Source organism: Bradyrhizobium sp. HKCCYLR20261 (assembly GCF_051168435.1).
GTDB lineage: Bacteria > Pseudomonadota > Alphaproteobacteria > Rhizobiales > Xanthobacteraceae > Bradyrhizobium.
Genome location: NZ_JBNPUZ010000001.1, coordinates 581,141 through 595,873 on the forward strand (window position 1 = coordinate 581,141; position 14,733 = coordinate 595,873).

Sequence of the window (14,733 nt, forward strand, 5' to 3'; positions counted from 1 at the left end):
CTTGGTCAAGGCCATCCATTTGCCGCGAACGGTCCTGCAAGGGCTTGTCGCTCCGCCGCCGGCGCGCGGTCAGCGGGCGAGAGGGACGAGGGCATGGACGCAGGACCTCGTGCATTTGCGACTGGCTCAACCCTCCTCCGACGGCGCCGCGCCCTGTTCCCCGGCACCACGTTCCGCCGCCGGCCGCGCCGGACTGCGAGGGTTACGCTCAGTCCCCGGCCCCGCTCGGGCTTCCGGCAGATCCAATGATCCCAAGCGGCGCGATTGCAGCCGATACGATCGTTCGGCCGACCTCGCCGAGATCGTCGCTCCGGCGACGCCGCTCGAAGCGGAGGACTTCGTTGGACATCGGCGGCGTGTCGCGCAAAGATGGCACATCGGGCGAATGACACCCGAGCAGGACGATGAATGCCGCTCCAGGGGGAAAAGCCATGGCTGAAACGCTGCCGCTCGTGCTGGTGCCAGGGCTGATCTCGTCGCCCAGGATCTACGCGCCGATCATCCCGGCGCTGTGGCGCGCCGGGCCGGTCATGGTTGCCAACCACATCCGCGATGACAGCATGGCCGCGATCGCGCGCCGCATCCTCGCCGAGGCGCCGCCGCGCTTCGCGCTCGCGGGCCATTCGATGGGGGGCTACATCGCCTTCGAGATCATGCGCCAGGCGCCGGAGCGCGTCGGCCGGCTGGCATTGATCAACACCCAGGCCCGGCCCGATACGCCCGAGGCCAGCGCCCGCCGCCGCACCATGATCACGCGCGCAAAAGAGGGCGAGTATCACGCTGTGGTCGACGAGCTGTTCGCGGGCTTCGTGCATCCGTCGCGCCAGGACGATCCGCGGCTGCGCCAGATGGTCCACGACATGGCCGACGAGGTCGGCATCGAGGGTTTCGTCCGGCAGCTCACTGCGATCATGGCCCGCCCGGATTCGCGGCCGACGCTGACTGCGATCCGCTGCCCGACCCTGGTGCTGACCGGCGACACCGACAACACCATTCCGAACAGCCTGTCGAAGGAGATGGCCGACGGCATCGACGGCAGCTGGCTGGTCGTGCTGGAGAATTGCGGCCACCTGCCGCAGCCCGAGCAGCCGGAGGAGACGGCGCAGGCGTTGATGGAGTGGCTGCGGGGGTAACCCTGCCGCTGCGCCGATCAAGGATCAGAACGATCACCGGTGGCAACTTTCCCAGATGAAGCGTATAATTCGACCATGCTGGACAACGCCAAGATCGCCGAGATCGCTCGCGAGATTGCCACTGCAAATTTGAGCAGCTCGGCCGCAGTCACTAACGTCACGACGGCGCCTTACGCGGATTCTGAAGGTCGTGACGCGCTGCGGATCACGATCGTGGTGAGCCCCATTGAAGGAACCGACATTGGTGGAGAGGCCGTGCTGGACACGTTAGTCCAGATCCAAGAGCAGCTCCAGGCCGCAGGAGAGGACCGTTTCCCGCTGATCGAATACGAGGCGGAGAACGAAGTCTTTGGCGATACTTAATCCGGAGCATCTTTTCCAGCAGGCAGAACAGTTGATCGTTCCGCCGGCCGCTGGACCGCCACGGCAGGTGAACATTCGTCGCGCAATCTCTGCTGCCTACTACGGACTGTTTCATGCGACGTTGATCGCTGCTGCAGATCAATTCGTCGGCAAGACGAAACAAGGGACGTCTTCATACGCTCTCGTCTACAGATCCGTAGATCATCGCGACCTCCGACTACTTTGCGAAGAGGTCAAGAAGTCGAAACTTTCCGCGAAATACCTCCCGTTTGCGCCTGCTGGAGGCTTTGGAGCAAACCTCCAAGCTTTCGCATTCGGTGTTCTGGAGCTGCAAGAGAAGCGGCATGAAGCCGATTATAATCCGATGATCCGCGTCAAAAGCCTGGACGCGCAGGTCGCCATCAGAATGGCGCGGGCTGCGCTGACGAGGTTCGAAGCCGCCCGCACACAAAACCAGGACGCGTTCCTGACGTTGCTGACTTTGTTGCTCTTCCCGCCGCGCTGAGCGGGACATGGCTACGTGTTCCCGACTCGCCCGTTGCTTACCCGCAAACCATCCACGAATACATCCAGCAGCCGCAGCACGCTTTGCTGCCAGCCGGTCTGGTCGTGCATGTAGCACATGCCGATTAGCGCGCGGAGGACGTCGTCGGCGGTGATGTCGGCGCGGATCTCGCCGGCATCGACGGCGCGGGTGAGCAGCGCGCCGATCGAGCGGGTGAGATGGGCGTGCGAGAAGGCGGCCAGCTCGGAGTTCGCGGTCATGACGATCGCGAGCGCGGCCATCATGCCCTTCTTGGTGGCGACGAACTGCACCGTCGAGCGCAGCCAGCGGCGGAGCGCATCGACCGGCGACGGCTCGCTCTTCAGCTCCTCGGCCAGTTCCGCAAGCTGCTCGACCTCGCGGCGATACACCGCCTCGAACAGATCCTCGCGGGTGGGGAAATGACGATACAGCGTGCCGATGCCGACGCCGGCCTGGCGCGCCACCGCTTCGAGGCTCGCCTCGGCGCCGCCGACGCTGAACACCGCCTTGGCGGCCTCCAGCACGCGCTCCCGATTACGCTGCGCATCCGCGCGCGGCTTGCGGTGGCGCTCTTGTGGTTTCGTCTCCATCTCACCAGCTCTTGATGACGGACCGTTCATGTGCCCTTGCTAAACGGAGGAGTCCTCCGTATAACTAGACCTGCCACCCGGGACAGCCAACTTTTCCTCAGCTCGTCGTCCCGCGGTCGCTGGATCTGGACGGACATACGCCCGTAAGGCGGTGCCCGCTGCGATCCGATTAGGCCATCGCTTCGATCGGAACAACGCATGAATATGACTGTCAGACTCACCGTCAACGGTGAGCCGCGCACCCTTGCGCTCGACGATCCCCGCATCACCCTGCTCGACCTCCTGCGCGAGCGCCTCCACCTCACCGGCACGAAGAAGGGCTGCGACCGCGGCCAATGCGGCGCCTGCACCGTCCTCGTCGACGGGCGCCGCATCAATTCCTGCCTGACGCTTGCGCTCAGCCTCGACGGCGCCGCCATCACCACCATCGAAGGGCTCGCCACGGGCGACCAGCTGCATCCCGTGCAGGAGGCCTTCATTGCTCACGACGCGCTGCAATGCGGCTTTTGCACGCCGGGCCAGATCATGAGCGCGGTCGGCCTCATCCATGAAGGCCATGCCGGCGATGATCCCGAGCGCGTGCGCGAGGGCATGAGCGGCAATCTCTGCCGCTGCGGTGCATATGTCGGGATCGTCGAGGCGGTGCTCGACGCCCAGGCGACGCTCACGAACACGAAGGAGCGCGTGGCATGAACCGGTTCGACTATGTGAAGCCGGCGACGGTCGCCGAGGCGATCGCGGCGGCCGGCGCGCCCGGCGCGGCGTATCTCGCTTCGGGCACCAATCTGCTCGACCTGATGAAGGGCAATGTCGTCCGGCCGGCGCGGCTGGTGGACATCACCCAGATCAAGGAGCTCACGCGGATCGAGCGGCTTGCCAATGGCGACGTCAGGATCGGCGCGCTCGTGCGCAACGCCGACCTCGCCTACGACGCATCCTTCGCGCGCGATTTCCCCGCCGTGGCGGAAGCGCTGCTCTCAGGCGCGTCGGCGCAGCTGCGCAACGCTGCGACCGTCGGCGGCAATTTGCTGCAGCGGACGCGCTGCGCGTATTTCTACGACACCGCCTCGGCCTGCAACAAGCGCACGCCGGGATCGGGCTGCGATGCCCGTGACGGCGAGAACAGCCAGCACGCCGTGCTCGGCTGGAGCGATGCCTGCATCGCCACCAACCCGTCGGACTTCTGCGTGCCGCTCGCGGCGTTCGATGCGATCGTCGAGATCGAAGGCGCAGCTGGCCGTCGCGAGGTCGCGCTGGAGGCATTGCATCTGTTGCCCGGCACCACGCCGGACCGTGAGACCGTGCTCGCTCCCGGCGAGATGATCGTCGCGGTGCGGCTACCCGCTGCCGCGCGCGGCTTCGCCAGCCACGCGCGCTATCTGAAAGTGCGCGAGCGTAACTCCTACGCCTTCGCCGTCGTCTCGGCTGCGGCCGGCCTCGTCATCGAGAACGGCCGCATCAAGCAGGCGCGTCTCGCGCTCGGCGGCGTCGCCGCCAAGCCATGGCGCGCGCATGACGCCGAGGCGCTGCTCGCCGGCCAGCCGGCCGAGCACGGCTCGTTCGAACGCGCCGCCGATGCGGCGCTGCGCGAGGCCAAGCCATCCGGCGACAACGCCTACAAGATCCCGCTCGCACGACAGTTGATCGTGCGCGCCCTGCAGGCCGCAGCCGCCGGCACGCCGTCGCGCATGCCGGCGCTGCCGGCCTCTCCCTTCTCCGCCGTTCCAGGAGCGCTTCATGACGCCTGAGCTCAATCTCTCCCGCGATCCCGCCCATCTCCGCCACGGCTCCAATGTCGGCCAGCCGCTGTCGCGCGTCGATGGCCTCGCCAAGGTCACGGGCCGCGCGACCTACGCGGCCGACAACAACCCGCCCGGCCTGCTCTATGCGGTGTTGGCTGTCAGCAGCATCGCGCGCGGCCGCGTTGCGTCACTCGACGTCGACGCCGCCAAGGCGCATGCCGGCGTGGTGGAGGTGATGACCTCCGCCAACCGGCCGCCGCTGTATTCCGACCCCGACGGCAAGCCCAATCCGTTCTCGTTCCGCTTCGAGGCGCTGCAGAACGATCACGTGCGCTATGCCAACCAGCCGATCGCGGTCGTCATTGCCGAGTCGCTGGAAGCCGCGACCGAAGGCGCCGCCCTGCTCGCGCCGCGCTACGAGGCGGAGCCGGCGCGTATCGGCCTCGATGCTGAAGCGGCCTATGTGCCGCCGGTCGTCGGCATGGGCTTCCCCGCTGAAGAGCGCCACGGCGATGTCGAGTCCGCGCTGGCTGGGAGCGACAAGCAGATCACTGCGATCTACGAGACCCCGCCGCATTATCACAACGCGATGGAGCCGCATGCTGTTGTCGCGGAATGGCAGGGCGACCGCCTCGTCATCGACACGCCGACGCAGGGCCTCGTGCTGATGCGCGCGCGCCTCGCCGAGCTGTTCGGCATCGCGCCGGAGAACATCCTGATCCGCAGCCCGTTTCTCGGCGGCGGCTTCGGCGGCAAGGGCCTGATGGCGGGGCCGCAGGTGCTCGGCATTCTCGCCGCCAAGCTGGTCGGCCGGCCGGTGAAGCTCGTGGCGCGGCGCGAGCAGCTCTACGGTCCGTTCGGCCACCGTTCGCCGACGAAGCAGACCTTGCGCCTCGGCGCCAGCGCGTCGGGCCAGCTCGCCGGCATCCATCACCACGCCCGGATCGCGACCTCGAGCTTCGAGGACTTCTACGAATCGGCGGCCCACGTGACGCACACGCTCTACGCCGCCCCGGCGATCGCGACCACCTATGACGCCGTGCGCATGGACACCGGCACGCCGCTGTTCGTGCGCGCCCCCGGCATCGCGCCGGGCTCGATCGCGCTGGAGAGCGCGGTCGACGAGATGGCGGAGGCCTGCGGCCTCGATCCGCTCGCCTTCCGCGTCAAGAACTACGCCGAGGTCGAGCCTTCGACGGGCAAGCGGTTCTCATCGAAGGCGCTGCGCGAGTGCTACACGCAGGGTGCCGAACGCTTCGGCTGGTGGGAGCGGCCGCTGAAGCCGCGCATGATGCGCGACAAGGACGGCTTCCTGGTCGGCTGGGGCATGGGCACGGCGACGTTCCACGCGCTGATGTTCGCGGGCCAGGCGCGTGCCGTGATCCGGCGCGACGGCTCCGGCGTGGTGGAGAGCGGCTCCCACGACATGGGCCAGGGCGCGTGGACCGCGTTCGCGCAGATCGCGGCTGATTCGCTGGCGCTCGAGCTCGACCAGGTGACGTTCAAGGCCGGCACCTCCGACCTGCCGGATGCCGGCATCGCCGGCGGCTCGGCGCATACGGCCACTGTGGGCACCGCGATCCACAATGCGGGCGCCGCCGTCATCGCCAAGCTCGCCGAGCTCGCCACCTCAGACCAGCGCTCGCCGCTGTTCGGAGCCGGCAATGCCGGCGTCATCGCCCGCAACGGCCGACTCATCCGGCGCGACGACGAGGGCCGCGGCGAGAGCTATGCCGACATCCTCGCCCGCGCCGGCCTCGACGAGGTCGACGGCGCAGGCTCAGGCCTGCCGGATCCGGCCGCCAACGAGCAGTACGCGATGCATTCGCATGGCGCCGTGTTCGCCGAGGTGAAGGTCGATCCGGATCTCGGCCAGGTCCGCGTCACCCGCATGGTCGGCGCCTTCGCGGCCGGGCGGATCATCAATCCGAAGCTGGTGAAGAGCCAGCTCGCCGGCGGCATGATCTGGGGCATCTCGCTGGCGCTGCATGAGGAGGCCGTCACCGATCGCCGCAGTGGGCGCATCATGAACGCCAACCTCGGCGAGTACCATGTGCCGGTGAATGCCGACGTGCCGGCGATCGAGGCGTTCACGGTCGAGGAGCACGATCCGTTCGTGAACCCGCTCGGCATCAAGGGCGTCGGCGAGATCGGCATCACCGGCTCCGCCGGCGCGGTCGCCAACGCGGTGGCACATGCCACCGGCATTCGTGTCCGGCGCTTTCCGGTGCGGATCAGCGACCTCGTGCGACGGGATTAAGCGACAACACGCCCGACAAAAAGAAAAGCCTCCGCCTGGTCAGGCGGAGGCTTTTTCGTTGAGCAGCGGCTCAGGCCGCCTCGCGCATGAAGGACGACCTGAACCAGGTCGCGAAGGCCTCCCGCCCAGCGCCAAGATCGAACTCGACCCGCAACGCGTCGCGGTCGCGGGCGCGAACCAGATAGGGCACATCGTGGCCGAAGCCTGCGAACTGCAGAACCCCGCGATCGCCGATGCCCGGCTCCGGCTCGAAGCGGAACCAGGCGCCGCCCTCGGAGATGTCCACCAGTTCGGCCTTCACCGGCCCCTTGGTGTTGTCGATCACCTTGATCGGCAGGCTCGACCTGAATCGCGGGGCGTGCCGGCGGTCCGCCTCGGCGGTCGTCGTCCTGACCACCTTCACCAGGGTCTCGCGCAGCGAGGTCAGGCTGGAGGCGACCTCGCCGATCGCGCCCCTCACCTCCGCGGCGCGGTCGTTCACCATGCCTGCGTCCTTGCCGACATTGCCGATCTTGGACGACACGTCGCGCGCGGCGCTCGCCGAGGAGTGAACCGAACGGCTGATCTCCTGCGTCGCGGCGTGCTGCTCCTCCATCGCGGCGGCGATCGAGGCCGCCACCTCGTCGATCTCGGAAATCTGGCTGCCGATGCCTTCGACGACGTCGATGGTCGCCCGCGTCGTGGCCTGGACCTCGCCGATCAGACGCGAGATCTCCTCCGTGGACTTGGCGGTCTGATCCGACAGCGACTTGACCTCCGAGGCCACCACCGCGAAGCCGCGGCCGGCGTCGCCCGCGCGCGCCGCCTCGATGGTGGCGTTGAGCGCCAGCAGATTGGTCTGGCCGGCGATGCCGCCGATCAGGTTCGACACCTCGGCGATCTTGTCGACCGCCTGGGTCAGCGACATCATCGTCGTCTTCGCCTTCTCGCGCCCGCCCACGGCAGACCGGGTCAGGGTGCTGGCGCGGGCAACCTGGCTCGAGATCTCGCGGATCGCCGAGCTCAACTGCTCGGCCGCCGACGAGACGGTCTGGGCGTTCGCGAGCGACTGCTCCGAGGCGGCCGCGACGGACTGGGCATCGGCGGAGAGTTCGTGCGCGAGGTCGGACAGACCGCTTGCGACCGCCTCGACCTGGCGCGAAGCGCTGGCCGCAGCGTCGACCGAAGTGCCGGTCTCGCGCTCGATGACATCGGCCATGTTCAGCATGGCCCGCTTCTTGGTCTGCTCGGCCTCGGTCCGGTCGCGATCCTGCTTGTCGCGTAGTTCATTGTTCTCGAGCGCGTTGGTCTTGAACACGTCGAGCGCGCGCGCCATCGCGCCGATCTCGTCGCCGCGCCCGGCATAAGGAATCTCCGTCGCCAACTCGCCCTCGGCAATCCGCCGCATCAAGCCGGTCATGCGCGACAGCGGCCGCACCACGCCGATGACGAGACCCGACATGCCCGCGACGACCAGCGCCAGCACGATGCCGGCGACGGTCCAGACCACGATGGAGATGCGGCTGTCCTGATCGGCTGCCGTGCCCTCCATGTCCGAGTTCAGCTTGTTCGCCTTCTCCACCAGCGCATCGATGACAGCGCGGTGGGCGGCATAGGCGGCGCTGAGCCGGGCGTAGGCGGCGTCGGCTTTCGCCGTGTCGCCGGTGCGAAGCGCTGGGATCAGCTCGCCTTCGGCAGCCCGCCAGAACTTGCCCACCTCGGCATCGGACCGTTCGACCAGCAGCGACTTCAGTTCAGATTCGAGCGGGGAAGTGGTCCAGAACGCCTTGCGGTCCTCATAGTCCTTTTTGAGCTGCGCCAGCTTGCCCACATGGGCATCCAGATTCTTGGGCTCACGCAAAGCCAACGTCGCTTCGAGATAGGCCTCGATGACGTATTCCGGCGGCGGCAGGATGTCCGCGACCAGATCATTGCCAAGCTTGATCTTGCTGTAGAGCGGCCCGCCGACCTTCAGCTCGCGCAGCGCATAGGCGCTGGTGAGCACCACGGCTCCAAAACCCAAAGCGAGCACGAGACCGAACGCGGCAATCACCGCGGCGATGGACAGACGCATCTTCATGTCGGACGCACATTCCTGATGAGAGAATAGCGATCGCGGCAAGGCTGGGCAGCCTCACCTCGTCGTCATTGACGAGATCGCCATTCGGCCGAACACCGGCACTGAATTCAAATGCCGAGAGGTTCGACAACCATTCTTCAAGGAATGTAAATTTCGTCCTCCGTAGGATTACTGACTCGATCGGCGTCAGCGTGCGCCGGCCGACCGCGGGGCGGCCCCACCAGAGGTGGTGTTCCGGACCGTATTGGTCAGCACGGATTGCAGCGACGCCATCGTGGACCCGACCTGCGCGATCGCGGTGCGGACTTGGGCCGCACGGTCATTCACCGCCTCGGCGCCGCGTCCCACGTTCGCGATCTTGGCCGAGACATCCTTGGCGGCCGCGGCGGACGCGGCGACGGATCGGCTGATCTCGCCGGTGGCGGCCCGCTGCTGCTCCATGGCGGCTGCCACCGAGGCGGCCACCGTGTCGATCTCGGAAATCTGCCCGCCGATGCCCTCGACCGCTTCGACGGTCGCGTTGGTCGCGCTCTGCACCTCCGAGATCAGGCGCGAGATTTCCTCCGTCGACTTGGCGGTCTGATCCGACAGCGACTTGACCTCGGCGGCAACGACCGCGAACCCGCGTCCGGCCTCGCCGGCGCGTGCCGCCTCGATCGTGGCATTGAGGGCCAGCAGGTTGGTCTGCTGCGCAATGCCGCGGATCAGATTCGACACCTCGGCGATCTTGCCGACCGCTTCCGAGAGCGAGTGGATGGTGCTGGTGGCCCTTTCGCGCCCTGTCACCGCGGTCTTGGTGATGGCGGTCGCGCGCGCCACCTGGCCGGCGATGCCGGTGATCGCCGCGCTGAGCTGGTCGGCCGCAGAGGTCACGACATGCGCGCTCGACAGCGACAGCTCCGACGCGGACGCCACCGCCCGCGCATCGGCAGAGAGGTCGTGAGCCAGGCTGGCCAGCCCGCCCGCCGCCGCCTCGACATCCCGCGACGCCCCGGCTGCGGCACCCACCGAACTGGTGGTCTCGCGCTCGATCACCTCGGCCATGGCCAGCACCGCGCGCTGCTTCTCCTGATCGGCGGCGCCACGATCGATGTCCTGCTGCTGCAGCCGATCCTTCTCCACGGCGTTGGTCTTGAACACGGTCAGCGCCCGGGCCATGGCGCCGATCTCATCGCCGCGTTCGGCGAACGGGATGTCCACCGCCAGCTCGCCGCCAGACAGTTGCCGCATCAGCCGTGTCATGCGCGCCAGCGGCCGGACGACGCCATGAACGAGACCATACAGGCCGGCGACGACGACCGCGAACACCAGTGCGGCCAGCGCCGCGCCGAACCAGGTGATCGAGCTGTCACTGCGCGCAGCGACGGCCTCCATGTCACCGATCATCTTGTTGGCATGCTCGACGATGCCGTCGACCACGGCGCGATGGCCGGCATAGGCGTCGGTCAGCCGCTGATAGGCGAGCTTCGCCTTGGCCGCGTCGCCGCCGCGCAGCGCCGGCACCAGATCACCATCGAGCGCCTGCCAGAACCGTCGCACCTCGGCATCGGATCGCTCGACCAGTTCCGCCTTCAACTGCGGCTGCAGCGCCGAGCCGACCCAGAACGTACGCCGGTCATCATAGTCCTTCCTGAGCCTGGCCAGTCGCGCGACACGGGCCTCCAGGCTGGCGGGATCGAGCACCGCCAGCGTCGCTTCCAGATAGGATTCGATGATGTATTCGGGCGGCGGCAGGATGTCGGCGATGAGATCATTGCCGAGCTTGATGCTGTGATAGATCGGCCCTCCGACCTTGAGCTCGCGCACGGCATAGATGGCGGTCGCGACCACCGCGCCGAGCCCCACGATGACGACCAGGCCAAAGGCCAGGATCAGGGCGGAGATCGACAGCCGCATCTTCATGCAAAACATCCTTTTTCAGCAATGCGGTCATCGCCGCCACGAGGCCGGCCCGAGCCACGACGCGCGCCGGCCCACCCGCGCGAACGTCACGCCGAGCGGACGCATGGTTAATTAAGGCACGATAATTTATGGTAAATTTCAGGTTCCATACGAACTCGCAATACTACGGGACCCACAGCTTCGGGCCGAGCTCGTCTTGAACCACAACTCCCGCTGTCGTCCCGGCGAAAGCCGGGACCCCTGCCCCCAGGGAGCGGTTTGGAGCAGGCTGGTCATTGGCTTTATCGCGCCTCGCGCCGCTGCTGCCTATGGCTCCCGGATCGGCGCCATGCCGCGCTGACGCGCGCCCTGGCCTGTCCGGGACGAAGGTGCGGGTGGAGCACGGGATTCCTAACTCTTGCCGATCTGCTGCGCCGTCTCTGACCTGGCGCAAGGCGCCGCGCGACGAGCCGGCCAGAATGGCGGAATCGTCTGATCCCCGAGGAGCCCATGTCGAAACCCGTTCCGGACAAGGCCGAAGTCGCGCTCGAATATCCCGACAAGTTCTACGTCGGCACGTTCGAGCATTCCTCCCGCTTCGAGGCCCGCCTCGAACCAAGTGGCCTGGCGCTGACCCTGGAGCGGCCCGGCCCGGAGGACGTCCGCAAGTCGATCCACATCCATTTGAACTGGGGGCTGCTTGCCGCGGTGCTCGGCGACATCGCGGCGAATATCGATTCGCTGCCGACGGACGACCTCCTGCATCGCGACCAGTTGCGCGACTCCGTTGCCACGCTCCATGCAGCTCTCAACGCGCGTTAACCAGTTGTGCCAAGGCGACACAGCGATCGCCCCGGTCTACCCGACATTCACGCTTCGTTATCACTTTGCTAACTACGTCGAGACCTTTGCCCGCTCACAGGCTGGGTTCGAAAGCACTGTGCTGCGCGAGTGACAGCATTTGACTCGAAAGCGATCTATCTCCGATCCATCGACGGCGCGCCATTGCGCGAGCCTTGTTAGTCAGGTGTTGGAGACCCGCCATGAAGAAGATCCTGTTCGCAACCGCAGCCCTCGCCGCGCTCGCCGCTTCGGCTACCTCCGCCCTCGCCGCCGATCTCGGCGCCCGCAACTATCCGTATGCGACCAAGGCCCCGGCCTATGCCGCGCCGATCTACAACTGGACCGGCTTCTATCTCGGCGCCCATCTCGGCGGCGCGTTCTCCAGCGACAACAACTATTCCGGCCTTGCCACCGGCAACAATTCGAACGGCCGCTTCCTGGGCGGCTTGCAAGTCGGTGCCGACTGGCAGTTCGCGCCGACCTGGGTGATCGGCGCCGAAGGCCAGTACAGCTGGCTGAGCGGCAGCGTCGGCGCGGCGTTCCCCGGCGGCTACACCTACACCAACAGCCAGCGCGGTCTCGGCTCGATCACCGGCCGCTTCGGCTACACCTGGGGTCCCGGCCTGGTCTATGTGAAGGGCGGCTACGCCTATTCCGACAACAACGAGAAGGTGACGCTGGCCGGCAATCCGATCGGCTTCGCCACCTCGGGCGACCACCGCAACGGCTGGACCGTCGGCGGCGGCCTCGAATACATGTTCGCGCCGAACTGGTCGGCCAAGGCCGAGTATCAGTATTACAATTTCGGCAGCGCCACCTTCGCGGCGCCCGCCGCGCTGGTTCCGACCGGCAGCTTCACCACCGACGACCACACCTTCAAGGCCGGTGTGAACTACCGCTTCAACTGGGGCATGCCGGTGGCGGCCCGCTACTGATCTGCAAGGCGTCAACGACAACAAACGACGGGAAGGCCGGCAGCGATGCCGGCCTTTTTGTTTGCCCGTTGTGTTCGAACAGTTCACCGCGCGGAACTCATAAACATGGCCAAACCCTTAAATCCCGCGCCGTGAAAAGTGGTTCTGCGCAAAAAATCAGCATCGACGAGCTAATTCCTCGGATTTGTTAACCGCCGACGGCGATACTCCTCGCAAGCTTCAGCTCTAAGTAGCGTGCGTTCGGGGGAACAAAGATGGCGATTCGGTTCAGCGTAGGCAGGGTGTTCGGATTCCTGCGGCCCAGATGGGGCGTCCGCGGCAGTCTGTTCGCGGCCTTTGCGGTGATCGCCGGCATGGCGATCGCGATCAGCGTCGCGGCGGGACTGATGCTGCGCCAGATCGGCGGCACCATGGTCGAGCTGTCCGGCCGCGACATTCCGCGCCTCACCTCCAGCCTGCAACTGCTGGCGCAGAGCGCGAGCCTCGCAAGCCTCGGTCCGGCCCTGCTGGGATCGCAGAGCGAGGACGCACTCAACGATCGCCTGAAGAAGATGCAGGAGATCCAGAAGGCCGCCCAACAGCGCCTCGGCGAGATCAGCGCGCTTGGCGCCGAGAAGAGCGTGATCGCCCCGCTCGCGGAGACCATCAAGAACATCAACGAAGCCAATCAGAGCCTGGTGTCGGCGGCCCGCGAACGGCTGGCCGTCGCGGCCACGCACAACAAGCAGTACGATTCGCTGCGCAAGGCGCAGGACGAGTTCACCAAGGCGGCCAACGAGCCGATGCTGGATGCGCAGACCCAGCTCAACGCCGTGCTCGGCGCCGCCGAGGTCTCCGCCGACGACGCCACCGCGGCGGCGCGCTTCGTCGAGCAGCTCGGCAACGTCATCGCATCCGGCAACCTGATCGTGGCGCAGATGGCGGCCGCGTTGTCCGCCAATGACAGCGACACGCTGGACACCGTCGAGCGGCAGTTCAAGGACTCTGCAGCGCAGTTGAAATCCAACCTCGAGCTGCTGCCGAGCGGCCGCAGCACCAAGGCGATCCACGACGCCGCGATGAAGCTCGCCGCGCTCGGCGAAGGCAAGGAGCGCGTGTTCAAGACCCGCGAGAAGGAGCTCGACGCCAACGACTACGGCCAGACGGTGCTGGAGGAGACGCGGAAGCTCAATGTCGGCCTCGACATCAGCGTGCAGCAGCTCGTCGAAGGCGTCCGCAAGTCCACGGAAGGATCGACCAGCGCGGCGGGCCAGAAGATCGAGCTCGCGACGCTCGGCATGATCGGCGCGGGCGCGGCCACCCTGCTCGGCTCAGTGCTGTTCGTCTGGCTCTATGTCGGCGGCAACATCCTGCGCCGCATCAAGCGGCTGCAGCAGGCGATGCAGACCTTGTCGAGCGGCGACCTCGACAGCGAGATTGCCGCGTCCAAGCAGCGCGACGAAATCGGCGCCATGGTCGACACCTTGCAGGTGTTCCGTGACAACATGATCCAGGCCCGCACGCTGGCTGCTGCTCAGGAGCGCGAGAGTGCCGCGAAGGCCGAACGCGCCACGCGCATGGAAGCGCGGATCGCCGAGTTCGAGGCCACCGTGCGCAGCGCGCTTGGCAATCTGCAGAATTCCGCGACCGCGATGCAGAGCACCGCGCAGAGCATGTCGCAGACCGCGGATCAGTCCAACTCGCTGGTCAGCGCGGTCGCCGCCGCGGCCGAGGAGACCTCGGTCAACGTGCAGACCGTGTCGGCCGGCACCGAGCAATTGTCGTCCTCGATCGCCGAGATCGGCCGCCAGGTCGTGACCTCGGCGCAGATTGCCAAGAAGGCGGTCGAGGAAGCCGGCGCCACCGACTCGACGATGCAGGGTCTCGCGGAGAATGCGAGCCGCGTGAGCGTCGTGGTCGACCTGATCCAGGCGATCGCCTCGCAGACCAATTTGCTGGCGCTCAACGCCACCATCGAGGCCGCGCGCGCCGGCGAAGCGGGCCGCGGCTTCGCAGTCGTCGCCCAGGAGGTGAAGAGCCTCGCCAGCCAGACCGCCAAGGCCACCGACGAGATCCGCACCCAGATCGCGGGGATGCAGCAGGTGGCCACGTCGGCCGTGGCCGCGATCCGCAACATCGGCGGCACCATCGCCGAGATCGACAACGTCACCACCGCGATCGCCGCCGCCGTGGAGCAGCAGGGCACCGCCACGCATGAGATCGCCCGCAACATCCAGCAGGCGGCCTCGGGCACCAGCGAGGTGTCGCACAACATCACCGGCGTCTCCAGCGCCTCGGCGCAGGCCGGCACGTCCGCGAACGAGGTGCTCAGCGCCTCCGACGCGCTGCGCCGCGAGGCGGAGACCTTGCGCGCCGAGGTCGATGCGTTCCTGACCAACATCAGGGCGGCGTAGTTGCAGCC

At 67.0% G+C, this 14,733-nt stretch carries 12 protein-coding genes; 9 read left to right on the forward strand and 3 right to left on the reverse strand.

Translation table 11 applies throughout. From position 1 onward, the window contains the following. Window positions 1-431: 431 nt before the first annotated feature. The 3 genes from ACQR1L_RS02680 to ACQR1L_RS02690 all read left to right on the forward strand — a co-directional run bounded on the left by ACQR1L_RS02680 (window position 432) and on the right by ACQR1L_RS02690 (window position 2,001). Window positions 432-1,133, forward strand: a complete 702-nt coding sequence (locus tag ACQR1L_RS02680) for an alpha/beta fold hydrolase (protein WP_434856356.1) — start codon at window positions 432-434, stop codon at window positions 1,131-1,133. A 75-nt stretch (window positions 1,134-1,208) separates the two neighbouring features. Continuing rightward, a complete protein-coding gene (locus ACQR1L_RS02685; RefSeq protein WP_434856357.1) occupies window positions 1,209-1,496 on the forward strand; it encodes a hypothetical protein in 288 nt (95 codons plus the stop codon). After that, window positions 1,483-2,001: a hypothetical protein gene (locus ACQR1L_RS02690; RefSeq protein ID WP_434856358.1), complete on the forward strand. Its 519-nt coding sequence runs from the start codon at window positions 1,483-1,485 to the stop codon at window positions 1,999-2,001. The genes ACQR1L_RS02685 and ACQR1L_RS02690 overlap by 14 nt, the downstream gene beginning before the upstream one ends. An 11-nt stretch (window positions 2,002-2,012) precedes the next feature. Here the strand turns inward: ACQR1L_RS02690 and ACQR1L_RS02695 are convergent, their stop codons facing one another. After that, on the reverse strand, window positions 2,013-2,612 hold the full coding sequence (locus tag ACQR1L_RS02695; RefSeq protein ID WP_434856359.1) for a TetR/AcrR family transcriptional regulator: 600 nt from the start codon (window positions 2,610-2,612) through the stop codon (window positions 2,013-2,015). 198 nt (window positions 2,613-2,810) lie between these two features. Between ACQR1L_RS02695 and ACQR1L_RS02700 the strand changes: the two genes are divergently transcribed. Genes ACQR1L_RS02700 through ACQR1L_RS02710 form a run of 3 tightly spaced genes read left to right on the forward strand, consistent with a single transcriptional unit; the run spans window position 2,811 to window position 6,614 of the window. Beyond that, entirely contained in the window at window positions 2,811-3,305 is a 495-nt protein-coding gene (locus ACQR1L_RS02700; protein WP_434856360.1) for a (2Fe-2S)-binding protein, read from the forward strand. Then, the gene (locus ACQR1L_RS02705) at window positions 3,302-4,360 is read left to right on the forward strand and encodes an FAD binding domain-containing protein (RefSeq protein WP_434856361.1); all 1,059 of its coding nucleotides are present in this window, start codon (window positions 3,302-3,304) and stop codon (window positions 4,358-4,360) included. The genes ACQR1L_RS02700 and ACQR1L_RS02705 overlap by 4 nt, the downstream gene beginning before the upstream one ends. Then, a complete protein-coding gene (locus tag ACQR1L_RS02710; RefSeq protein ID WP_434856362.1) occupies window positions 4,350-6,614 on the forward strand; it encodes a xanthine dehydrogenase family protein molybdopterin-binding subunit in 2,265 nt (754 codons plus the stop codon). Before ACQR1L_RS02705 ends, ACQR1L_RS02710 begins: the two co-directional genes overlap by 11 nt. A 70-nt stretch (window positions 6,615-6,684) precedes the next feature. Here the strand turns inward: ACQR1L_RS02710 and ACQR1L_RS02715 are convergent, their stop codons facing one another. Both ACQR1L_RS02715 and ACQR1L_RS02720 read right to left on the reverse strand, forming a co-directional pair. Next, a complete protein-coding gene (locus tag ACQR1L_RS02715; RefSeq protein ID WP_434856363.1) occupies window positions 6,685-8,673 on the reverse strand; it encodes a methyl-accepting chemotaxis protein in 1,989 nt (662 codons plus the stop codon). Window positions 8,674-8,859: 186 nt separating this feature from the next. Next, window positions 8,860-10,575: a methyl-accepting chemotaxis protein gene (locus tag ACQR1L_RS02720; protein ID WP_434856364.1), complete on the reverse strand. Its 1,716-nt coding sequence runs from the start codon at window positions 10,573-10,575 to the stop codon at window positions 8,860-8,862. A gap of 489 nt (window positions 10,576-11,064) precedes the next feature. Between ACQR1L_RS02720 and ACQR1L_RS02725 the strand changes: the two genes are divergently transcribed. The 3 genes from ACQR1L_RS02725 (at window position 11,065) to ACQR1L_RS02735 (ending at window position 14,725) form a co-directional block, all read left to right on the forward strand. Continuing rightward, window positions 11,065-11,376, forward strand: coding sequence for a hypothetical protein (locus ACQR1L_RS02725; protein ID WP_434856365.1), 312 nt, complete (start codon window positions 11,065-11,067; stop codon window positions 11,374-11,376). Between the two features lie 221 nt (window positions 11,377-11,597). Further along, window positions 11,598-12,332 carry an outer membrane protein gene (locus tag ACQR1L_RS02730; RefSeq protein ID WP_434856366.1) on the forward strand — a complete coding sequence of 245 codons (735 nt, stop codon included), beginning with the start codon at window positions 11,598-11,600 and terminating at the stop codon, window positions 12,330-12,332. 254 nt (window positions 12,333-12,586) lie between these two features. Further along, complete coding sequence (locus tag ACQR1L_RS02735; RefSeq protein ID WP_434856367.1) at window positions 12,587-14,725, forward strand: methyl-accepting chemotaxis protein; 2,139 nt, start codon at window positions 12,587-12,589, stop codon at window positions 14,723-14,725. Window positions 14,726-14,733 lie beyond the last annotated feature (8 nt).